The 9,389-nt window shown below is 61.3% G+C and carries 9 protein-coding genes and 1 tRNA gene; 7 read left to right on the top strand and 3 right to left on the bottom strand.

Going from position 1 to position 9,389, the window contains the following annotated elements:
• Positions 1-65 precede the first annotated feature (65 nt).
• Complete coding sequence (rlmD, locus tag Q0P52_RS13570) at positions 66-1,643, bottom strand: 23S rRNA (uracil(1939)-C(5))-methyltransferase RlmD (protein ID WP_293763161.1); 1,578 nt, start codon at positions 1,641-1,643, stop codon at positions 66-68.
• A 137-nt stretch (positions 1,644-1,780) separates the two neighbouring features.
• On the opposite strand from rlmD, the gene Q0P52_RS13575 reads away from it, so the two are divergent.
• The 4 genes from Q0P52_RS13575 (at position 1,781) to Q0P52_RS13590 (ending at position 5,573) form a co-directional block, all read left to right on the top strand.
• A complete protein-coding gene (locus tag Q0P52_RS13575) occupies positions 1,781-2,710 on the top strand; it encodes a L,D-transpeptidase (RefSeq protein ID WP_293763158.1) in 930 nt (309 codons plus the stop codon).
• Between the two features lie 112 nt (positions 2,711-2,822).
• A complete protein-coding gene (locus tag Q0P52_RS13580) occupies positions 2,823-3,419 on the top strand; it encodes an MFS transporter (RefSeq protein WP_293763155.1) in 597 nt (198 codons plus the stop codon).
• On the top strand, positions 3,416-4,297 hold the full coding sequence (gene hslO, locus Q0P52_RS13585) for an Hsp33 family molecular chaperone HslO (RefSeq protein WP_293763152.1): 882 nt from the start codon (positions 3,416-3,418) through the stop codon (positions 4,295-4,297). The genes Q0P52_RS13580 and hslO overlap by 4 nt, the downstream gene beginning before the upstream one ends.
• Before the next feature lie 184 nt (positions 4,298-4,481).
• Positions 4,482-5,573, top strand: a complete 1,092-nt coding sequence (locus Q0P52_RS13590; protein ID WP_293763150.1) for a polyamine ABC transporter substrate-binding protein — start codon at positions 4,482-4,484, stop codon at positions 5,571-5,573.
• A gap of 64 nt (positions 5,574-5,637) precedes the next feature.
• Here Q0P52_RS13590 and Q0P52_RS13595 read toward each other — a convergent pair whose 3' ends face one another.
• Positions 5,638-6,720 (bottom strand): hypothetical protein, encoded by a 1,083-nt coding sequence (locus Q0P52_RS13595; protein WP_293763147.1) that lies wholly within the window; start codon positions 6,718-6,720, stop codon positions 5,638-5,640.
• A gap of 100 nt (positions 6,721-6,820) precedes the next feature.
• Here Q0P52_RS13595 and Q0P52_RS13600 point away from each other — a divergent pair, with 100 nt between their 5' ends.
• The 3 genes from Q0P52_RS13600 to Q0P52_RS13610 all read left to right on the top strand — a co-directional run bounded on the left by Q0P52_RS13600 (position 6,821) and on the right by Q0P52_RS13610 (position 9,126).
• Positions 6,821-7,540: a GAF domain-containing protein gene (locus Q0P52_RS13600; RefSeq protein WP_293763144.1), complete on the top strand. Its 720-nt coding sequence runs from the start codon at positions 6,821-6,823 to the stop codon at positions 7,538-7,540.
• A gap of 60 nt (positions 7,541-7,600) precedes the next feature.
• Complete coding sequence (gene ribA, locus Q0P52_RS13605) at positions 7,601-8,224, top strand: GTP cyclohydrolase II (protein ID WP_293763141.1); 624 nt, start codon at positions 7,601-7,603, stop codon at positions 8,222-8,224.
• A 254-nt stretch (positions 8,225-8,478) separates the two neighbouring features.
• Positions 8,479-9,126, top strand: a complete 648-nt coding sequence (locus Q0P52_RS13610; RefSeq protein WP_293763138.1) for a hypothetical protein — start codon at positions 8,479-8,481, stop codon at positions 9,124-9,126.
• Positions 9,127-9,207: 81 nt separating this feature from the next.
• Here the strand turns inward: Q0P52_RS13610 and Q0P52_RS13615 are convergent.
• Positions 9,208-9,283 (bottom strand) — tRNA-Ala (locus Q0P52_RS13615).
• Positions 9,284-9,389: the final 106 nt, after the last annotated feature.

Here is a 9,389-nt window from a genome sequence, read left to right on the forward strand (position 1 = left end):
TCGCAATTGAGACGGGGTTTTTCATGCGCGGCGACGCTTTGCCTGGCGGGGCCTGTGCCGGTGTTTTACTCGGAAGAGGCGTCAGTCCCCGCCTCCCGCGCCTGCTGCTGAGCAGCGCTACGGGCGTCGTAGTAGTCCTTGTTGGCCAGATAGTGCTGGCGGCGGGCTTCCTTGGCAGCGGCTTTTTCCGCCAGTTCCGCCTGTTTACGGGCTTCTGCCTCGGCTTCCTGCTGCTTGCGGGCCTGACGCTTGGCTTCGATGGCGGCTTGCTCGGCGGCTTCCATGTCCGCCACTTCCTTCAGGCTCTTGGCCGGGCCGGTTTTTTCGAACCAGGCGACGGACTCCACGTGGGCGGTGTGCGGGAACATGTTAATGATGCCCGCCGCCTTGAGCGTGTAGCCCTTGGTGTGCACCAGTACGCCGGCGTCGCGCGCCAGGGTGGCCGGGTTGCAGGAGACATAGACAATGCGCTGCGGCGCAGTGTCGTCGGTCATGGCCTTGAGCAGCTGGATGGCACCGTCGCGGGGCGGGTCTACCAGCATCTTGTCGAACTTGCCCAGCGCGGCGAAGCTTTCCGGCGTGACTTCAAACAGGTTGGCCATTTCATAGCTCACCTTGTCCTGCAGGCTGTTGTGAGTGGCGTTTTCCACCGCGCGCTTCACCAGCGCTTCACTGCCTTCCATGCCGTGCACGGTGGCGCCGGAGCGGGCGATGGGCAGGGTGAAGTTGCCGATGCCGCAGAACATGTCGGCAATGCGCTCGCCGGGTTGCGGGTCGAGGAATTTCAGCGCGCGAGACACCATCACGGCGTTGATCTGCGGGTTTACCTGGGTGAACTCGGTGGGATAGTAGGGCATTTCCACCGCGTATTCCGGCATGCTGTAGCTCAGGCGCGGCGTGTCCAGCGGGTAGATCGGATAACAGGTGTCCGGGCCCTTGGGTTGCAGCCAGATTTGCAGCGGGCGCGCGGCAGTGCCGTGCTGGTCGGAGAAGGCGCTTAGTAGGGCGAAGTCTGCGTCGTTGATGTCGTCCATATTGCGGAACACCAGGACGTCTACCTTGTCGCCCACGGCCACTTCCACTTGCGGCATGCGGCTGTTGATGGACAGCTTGGCGATCATCTCGCGCAGCGGCATGATCAGGTCCGAAATATGCTTGGGCAGAATGTGGCATTCGCGCATTTCGGCAATGTAGCTGGAGCGCTTTTCATGGAAGCCCACCAGTACGCCGCCTTTTTTCGGCACCAGGCGTGCGGAGAGGCGGGCGCGGTGGCGGTAATGCCAGGCCGGGCCGGCGATGGGAGTGAGGATGCGTTCGGCTTTTACCCGGCCGATATGGCGCAGATTGTCTTCCAGCACGCGCTGCTTGATGGCGACCTGCGCGGTGAATTCAACGTGCTGCATGGAACAGCCGCCGCAAGTGCCAAAGTGCGGGCAGCGCGGCGTGGCGCGCATGAAGCTTTCCTTCAGCACCTGGGTGGCGTCGGCGTTTTCGTAAGTGGGTTTTTTGCGATAGGCGCTGTATATTACCTTTTCATAAGGCAGAGCGCCGTCAATGAAAATGGTTTTGCCGTCGACGTGGGCGACCCCCCGGCCTTCGTGGTCAAGGGATTCGATCAGGGCGGTGGTCAGTTGCTGAGTCATTGTTTTCAGTGGAAAATTACGCAAAACCGTGATTTTCTCAAAATCCACCCGATCGCGCAGGTGTTTTTACGCCGACGGGTCATAACAACTCTTGTTTGCTGTTGCTTCCTCAATCAAATCTTGGATGTGTCCCCAGAATGAGCCCGTTCTCTCTGACCGCCGTGTCCGGCGCCCTGATTGTTGTTTGTTCCGCGTCCTTGCACGCTGAAGTGATGCCTGAGCCGGACATCCAGCTCAGCCAGACCGGCCAGCATCTGGTGGTCAATCTGCCGCAGGCGCGGCTGTTCTTTTATCAGGACGGCAAGCTGGCGAAGATTTATCCGGTAGCCGTGGGCAAGATGCTGACGCAAACGCCCACTGGCAGCTACGCCATCACGGGCGTGTATCGCGACCCGAGCTGGCACGTGCCCAAGTCCATTCAGGATGAAATGAAGAATCAGGGCAAGCCGGTGCTGACCGTGGTGCCGCCCGGTCCGGACAATCCCTTGGGGCCGGTATTCATCCGCTTTGGCGAGGCCAAGCTGGGCTTGGGTTTTCACGGCACCAACGCGCCGTCTTCCGTGCCCGGCTTTCGCAGCCATGGCTGCATCCGCATGAAGAATCCGGACGCTTCTGCCCTGGCCGGGGTGGTGGAGAAAGGGGCTGCGGTCACCATTGCCTATCAGACGGTGCTGCTGAATGAGGATGCCAGCGGCGACCTGTGGCTGACGGCCTACAAGAATCACTACAAGCAGGATGACCCATCCTTCCCGCATCTGGCCGAAAGCCTGCTGGAATGGCAGAAAACGCGTGGTCAGGTGGTGGAGGGCAAGCGGGTGGACGCGGCGTTGAAGGCGCGCAGCGGCAAGCCAGTATGCCTGACTTGCCGTCAGGCCGGTGGCAAAGCCGATGGCGCGCTGGCGGTGGTGCGCTGGTTGTCCCTGCCGCCCAAGGGCGGCGAGCCGGTAGTGCCGGCATCCGCGCCAACGCTGGCTCCCGCGCCAGCGCCGCAGCCGGCACCCGCAGCAGGCGCCTCTTCGGCCAACCTCAGGCAGCAAAAGGCCGCCAAGTCTGCGGTGATGCTGTAATTTGCACAGCCTGGCGCGCCGCGCGCTCAGGCTTTCCGCTTTGCCGGCCGGCTTGCATTTTCGCCGGTCGGCCCTATATTAGCCACTTCCATTGCAAGCAGGTGGCGATTCCATGACAACCATTGTGGCGGTAAGAAAAGGCGGGCAAATTGCCATTGCGGCGGATAGTCAGACCACGTTTGGCGACGATCAGAAGCTGCTGGCGGTGTACGATCGCTTTCACGACAAGATCTTCCTCCACGGCGACAGCTACTTCGCCATCTCCGGTTCGGCCGCGCATGATCTGGTACTGCAAGGCGCGCTGAAAGAGCTGAAGAAAAAGGACTTTTCCAGTAGGAAAGCCATTTTCGACACTTTTCGCAAGCTGCATCCCAAGCTGAAAGACGGCTTTTACCTGCGCCCGGAAGAGGACGAGGAAGATCCGTACGAATCCAGCCAGATGATGGTGATCATCGCCAACAAGCACGGCATTTTCGGCGTCTACCCGATGCGCGAGATCTATGAGTTCGGCCGCTACTGGGCCATCGGCTCGGGTCGCAAGTTCGCCATGGGCGCCATGTATGCCGTGTACGACCAGAAGCTCAGCGCCGCTGAAATCGCCGAAGCCGGCGTGCGCGCCGGTTGCGAGTTCGATGTCAATTCCTCGCTGCCGATGAGCATCTACACTATAGAGTTGGCCGATGAGGCCGCGAAGGACGCAAAAGCATGACCCAAGACATACTGCAACGATTTCTCTTCGACGGCGCCCCCGTGCGCGGCGCGCTGGTGCGCATGGACGACGCCTGGCGCCAAGTGCTGGACCGCCGCAGTTACCCCGCGGCGCTGCGTACCGTGATGGGTGAAATGATGGCCGCTGCGGAGCTGCTGGCCGCCAATCTCAAGTTTGAAGGTTCGCTGATCCTGCAACTGCATGGCGGCGGCGGTCCGTTGCGCCTGGCTGTGGTGGAGTCCAATCATGAACGCGCCGTGCGCGCCACGGCCAAGTGGGAAGGCGATCTGCCGGAGCAGGCGTCCGTGCTGGAGCTGCTCGGTGGCTCTGGCCAGTTTGTGATGACGCTGGAACCGCGCACCGACAAGGGTCAAACCTGGCAGGGCATTGTGGCGCTGGAAGGCGACAGCATCAGCCAGATGCTGGAAAACTACATGCGCCGCTCCGAGCAGCTGGAAACCCGCTTGATTCTGGCCAGCGACGAGCATTGCGCCGCCGGCATGTTGCTACAACGCCTGCCGGAAGGCCATGGCGACCCTGAAGGCTGGGAGCGCATCGCCATGCTGGGCGGCACCCTGCGCAGTGACGAGCTGCTCGGCCTGGGCGCCGAAGATATCCTGCATCGCCTGTTCCACGAAGAGACCGTGCGCGTGTTCGAACAGGAGAAAGTCAGCTTCTCCTGCAACTGCAGCCGGGATCGCGTGGGCGACATGCTCAAGATGCTGGGCGGTCAGGAAGTGGGCGAGGTGCTGGTGGAGCAGGGCAGCGTGGAAATCGTTTGCGACTACTGCAACCAGCATTATGTCTTCGACGAAGAGGACGCCAACGAGCTGTTCGATTACGACGTGGTGTCCGCCGTGCGCGAAGCGCGTCACTGATCGGCGCGGCTGTCATGTGAAAAGGCCATCCCTTGCGGGTGGCTTTTTTTTTGGTGCGTGACGAACCTTACTCCTTTGGCATGGTCCGCCAATCTGTGTTTAACAAATTGTGAAAATTGAGGGACAATATCGCATCTTGCTAAACACTTGATCACACAGGCACTACACACAAAGGAGTTAAAGGATGAAAAAAATCCTGATCGGCGGTCTGATGGCCGTGTCGGCGGTAGCGGCTGCCCAGGCTGAATCCGTACTGAACGTCTACAACTGGTCTGACTACATCGCACCGACCACCGTGCCCGATTTCAGCAAGCAGACCGGCATCAAGGTGCGCTATGACGTCTATGACAGCATGGAAACCCTCAACGCCAAGCTGTTGACCGGCCGCTCCGGCTACGACATCACCGTACCGTCCAACAACGTACTGGAAGTCGGCATCAAGGCCGGCCTGTTCCAGCCGCTGGACAAGAGCAAGATCCCCAATTACAAGAACATCGACCCGGCCCTGTTGAAGCTGATGGAAGCGTCCGACCCGGGCAACAAGTACGCCGTGCCGTACTTCTGGGGCACCATCACCCTGGGCATCAACGAAGACAAGGTGAAGAAGGCGCTGGGCGGCAAGTTGCCGGACAACAGCTGGGATTTGCTGTTCAAGCCGGAATATGTGTCCAAGCTGAAGTCCTGCGGCGTGAGCGTGCTGGACTCCCCGTCCGACTTCCTGCCGGTGGCGCTGCGTTACTACGGCAAGACCCCGGGCAGCAACAACGAAGCTGACTACAAGGAAATCACGCCCAAGCTGGCGGCCATTCGCGGCAGCATCACCCGCTTCTCCTCCTCCGGCTACATCAACGACATGGCCAGCGGCGACGTATGTCTGGCGCTGGGTTACGGCGGCGACCTGAACATCGCCAAGCGTCGCGCCGAAGAAGCCAAGCATGGCGTGAAAGTGGTGCCGCTGGTACCGAAGTCCGGCGTGGCCATCTGGGTGGATAGCATGACCATTCCGAAGGATGCCAAGAACGTTGCCAACGCACTGGCCTGGATCAACTACAACCTGGACGCCAAAGTGGCCGCCGCCAACGCTAACAAAGTGACCTATGCGCCGGGCAGCCTGGCCGCGCGTCAGTTTGTGGACAAGAAATACCTGAACGATCGCAGCATCTTCCCGACTGCTGAAGACGTGAAGGGTGGCTTCATCATGCGCTCCGTCGATCCCAAGACGCTGCGTATTTATTCCCGTCTGTGGCAAAACTTCAAACTGGGCCGCATGTCCTGATTTGATCATATGACGTTATGAAAAACGCCCCCATGCAGGGGGCGTTTTTTTATGCCGGAAATCCTCAGAGCGCTTGCAGCCGGTCTGTCGGGCAGCCTTGTTCCAGCCATGTCATAAATGCATCCCCCAGTCGCTGGCTTTCGGCTGTGGCCTGCCGCCAGTCGCGGCGGCGCTCGTCATCGCGGCCAAGAAAACGATGGAAATCGTTGCGGTCCGGCAGCTTGCCGCCGGGCAGGGTGGCAAGATAGTCGGCGGATGGGGCCAGCAGCACGGTATTGGCGTGGTGAGCGGGATGATGGCGCCGCCAGGGCAGGAACTTGTCGAACCAGCCCGGCACGATGCGATCGGTAAAGTGCGGGTACAGCGTGATGTCGTCCGAGCGCGCGAAAGGCAGGTCCAGATGGTAGTCGGTGAGGCCACCGTCGCGATACACGGCCGGCGGCTGGCCTGGCAGGCTGACTCCGTGCAGTACGCCGGGTATGGCCACCGTGCCCATCAGCGCGGCGCGCAGGTTGGCCGAAGACAGCGCCATCGTGCGGGTGGGTAGTTTGTCGCTCGGCAGAAACGCCAGACTGCTGCGCGGATCATGCGCGATGACGCGGGTGAAGCAATGGCGGATGGCGGGTCGCGACGCCGCGTTCAACAGGGCTGCCGCGCCCAGCCCGGCCAGCAGGGCGGGCTTGCGTTCGCTGGCCAGCAGGCCATGGCTTTCCACCAGCATCAGGCTGAGCCGGTAGTGCGGGTGGCGCAGCAAGGCCTGGATGTCGTCTTCGCCCAGCACGTCCTGCAGCATCAGCTCGGTCTGCCAAGTGATTTCTGCCGTGGTAACGCTTGCGGTATAGCCTTCCTCGGTATAGCGCTCGGCCAGCTTCGCCAGTGCGGCGGACGGCCTGGCCTGCATGGCGCAGGCAAAACGCCAGCCGCCAATGGATGCGCCCACCAGCTCCCGGCTGCGGGGCGCTTCGGCCAACCAGCTGAATACGGCCTGATCCAGTCCGGTGATGCCGATGGCTTTGGGGCCGCCTGCCGCGCCGGGCAGAAAGCCGATGTCGGCGGGTTTGAGGCCGTCGCGGCGGATGCGCGCCAGCGCTGCCGGGCCGGCCTTGATGACGAGGGGAGAGCTGCGAGATGAGTGAGTGCGGGTCATGGAGCGGGCGGCGGCGCGGACTTTTTCGCGCCGAATTGGTATCCTTGGCGGTTTGCCGTTGCGTCGCCTTGCCGGGCGAACGCCAGTTTCAGGAGTTTCGATGATACCCGTACGCCAGCTTACCGACTATCTGCGTGAGCAAAGCCTTCCTCTGGACAAAACCGAATTGCAGATCGCCGTCATGACGCTGACGGCGGTGCTGGCGGCCGACAAGCCCGCCAGTCGGCGGGATCTGTTCCGTTATCCGGTACCCAAGCTCAGTGAAGACGGCGCTTGCTCTCTGGTGGAAGAACTGGCTGATCAGCCCTATGACCTGTCCCCCTGGTTTGGCGGCGAAACGCAGGAAGCTGTGGCCGCGCTGACTCAGTTGCAAGCGTTGGTGGAGTCAGTGAATCACAAGATTGGCGCAGACTGGCTGGGTATTTACCAGCGCATGGGGCACGGCGAAGACGCCCGTCTGGTGAAGTTGGCCTATCTTGGCTTGCCCAGCCGCGCGGAATTTCCGTTGACCGAGGCGTTTGCGGAAAAGAGCAATAATAGCCGGGTAGGCTTGTCCGGCTGGGGGGTGGTGATCGAGGATATCGCCGCCTGGCGCGCCGATGGCGGCGGCTATTACGAGTGCGACCCCAAGGTGCGCAGCGAGGTGTGCCTGCCGGTGGTGGACGAGCACGATCGCGTGCTGGGCATTATCGATGCTGAATCCAGCCAACAAGGCTTTTTCACCCCGGAAAAACAGGTCTGGCTGGCCGCGTTGGCCATCGTGCTGGCGGCGCAAATGTGGGACATGCCGCTTGAAAAGCACCCGGCGCGCCCCAACTGACAACTCACTTCATCTGAATCATTCGGCCTTGCTCCCGGCAGGGCCGCCTCCGGAGTCTTCATGTCTGTCCAAGCGCCGCAGTCCCCCGTTGAGCCCACCGTCGATTATGTCGCCAGCTGCAAGCTGCCCACGCCCTTCGGCGAGTTCGCCATGCATGGTTTTCAGGAGCAGCACGGCGGTCGCGAACATGTTGTGCTGACCATGGGCGATATCAGCGGCGACGAGCCGGTGCTGGCCCGCTTGCATTCGGAGTGCCTGACTGGCGACGCGCTGTTTTCCCTGCGTTGCGACTGCGGTTTTCAGTTGGAAGCGGCGCTGGAGGCCATCGCCAAAGAAGGCCGTGGCGCTCTGCTTTATCTGCGCCAGGAGGGCCGCGGCATTGGCCTGATCAATAAAATCCGCGCCTACAAGCTGCAGGATGGTGGGGCGGATACGGTTGAGGCCAACGAACAGCTGGGTTTTCCCGCCGACATGCGCGACTTCCGCGTGGCGCGCCACATGCTGGACAAGCTGGGCATTCGCCGCGTGCGGGTGATGACCAATAACCCGCGCAAGCTGGATACCTTGCGCGAGGCCGGCATTGATGTGGTGGAGCGGGTGCCTTTGATGGTGGGCCGCAACCCGCACAATGATCGCTATCTGGACACCAAGGCCGCCAAGCTGGGGCACATGTTGTTTTCCTGATTGTTGGCAACTGTTGCGAAAAAGCCGGGTATAACCCGGCTTTTTTTGCGTTTGCACTCAGTAAAACCCTTTATGACTGCGCTTTTATTGCCGATACCTGTCTGACATCGTGCGAGATGTTTCTTTGGCGACGGGTGCTGGCATCGCCAAAGCGCATTTGCGACAATCCCACAATGTGTTAAATAAGATTTTTACATGTGTTTAATATTGCGCCGGGGCTTTCTGCTTGCATCGGGGTTGGTTGGAGATAGAGCATGAAAGTGGAATTCAAACAGAATGTGTCGCAAGACACGGCGGAGCCGCCGGGGTGGGGGCGTCGCTTGCGTCCGGCGCCCGCGGCGGTGGCGCCGCAGGCGAGCGAGCCGCTGCGCAATGAGGAGCTGGATGAGTACCTGGACTGGGTGGCTTATCTGGATGATCTGGCGCGTCAGGCGCGGGAGGGGCGCGATGCAGAAGCTCGACGGCTGGTGTTGGGCAAGCTGCGCTTTCTGCGTCGGCGTGTGGGCATCCTGCATGAGCAGATGATGAGCGGCGATCGCAGCCGTATTCGCGGCGGACTCGAAACCCTGATGCAGTTGGCCGAAGAGCTGTCGCAATGCATCCAGGAGCTCACGGGCCGCCATCCGCCGGCAGTGGACGAATGGCCGCTGCCTTACCGGCTGTACAGCCGCCAGCCTGTCGCCGAGGACTCCGGATCCGGTTCGCACGGCATTCTGGAACGGCGACGCCGGCCAAGGGCTGCGGGCAATTTGCTGAGCGCCGATGAGCGCAACGCTGCCTGGCAGGTGGTGTGCGGTATCCGTTTTGTCATTGCGCTGGTGCGAGACGGCTTCGGCATGAGCCAGCACCCCTTGCTGCCGCCGGTGGAGTTGAAGCTGGAAGAGGCGTTGCGCTTGATGTAGAACAGCGCGCCGAGCAGGTTGGCCGAAGCGGGCGTTGTAAATGCACAAAACCCGGCATCTTGCGATGCCGGGTTTGTGTTTTGGTGGAGCTAAGCGGGATCGAACCGCTGACCTCTTGCATGCCATGCAAGCGCTCTCCCAGCTGAGCTATAGCCCCGAGTACTGCCATTGCGCGCACTGCTGGAAAAATGTGCGGCAAATCGAATTGTGGTGGAGGTAAGCGGGATCGAACCGCTGACCTCTTGCATGCCATGCAAGCGCTC

Source organism: uncultured Aquitalea sp. (genome assembly GCF_945957525.1).
Classification (GTDB): Bacteria; Pseudomonadota; Gammaproteobacteria; order Burkholderiales; family Chromobacteriaceae; genus Aquitalea.

Excerpts from the sequence above, each read along its gene's own strand:
- Q0P52_RS13610 (WP_293763138.1), top strand. The coding sequence starts at position 8,479 with ATGAAAGTGGAATTCAAACAGAATGTGTCGCAAGACACGGCGGAGCCG.
- ribA (WP_293763141.1), top strand. The coding sequence starts at position 7,601 with ATGTCTGTCCAAGCGCCGCAGTCCCCCGTTGAGCCCACCGTCGATTAT.
- rlmD (WP_293763161.1), bottom strand. The coding sequence starts at position 1,643 with ATGACTCAGCAACTGACCACCGCCCTGATCGAATCCCTTGACCACGAA.
- Q0P52_RS13595 (WP_293763147.1), bottom strand. The coding sequence starts at position 6,720 with ATGACCCGCACTCACTCATCTCGCAGCTCTCCCCTCGTCATCAAGGCC.
- hslO (WP_293763152.1), top strand. The coding sequence starts at position 3,416 with ATGACCCAAGACATACTGCAACGATTTCTCTTCGACGGCGCCCCCGTG.
- Q0P52_RS13600 (WP_293763144.1), top strand. The coding sequence starts at position 6,821 with ATGATACCCGTACGCCAGCTTACCGACTATCTGCGTGAGCAAAGCCTT.
- Q0P52_RS13580 (WP_293763155.1), top strand. The coding sequence starts at position 2,823 with ATGACAACCATTGTGGCGGTAAGAAAAGGCGGGCAAATTGCCATTGCG.
- Q0P52_RS13575 (WP_293763158.1), top strand. The coding sequence starts at position 1,781 with ATGAGCCCGTTCTCTCTGACCGCCGTGTCCGGCGCCCTGATTGTTGTT.
- Q0P52_RS13590 (WP_293763150.1), top strand. The coding sequence starts at position 4,482 with ATGAAAAAAATCCTGATCGGCGGTCTGATGGCCGTGTCGGCGGTAGCG.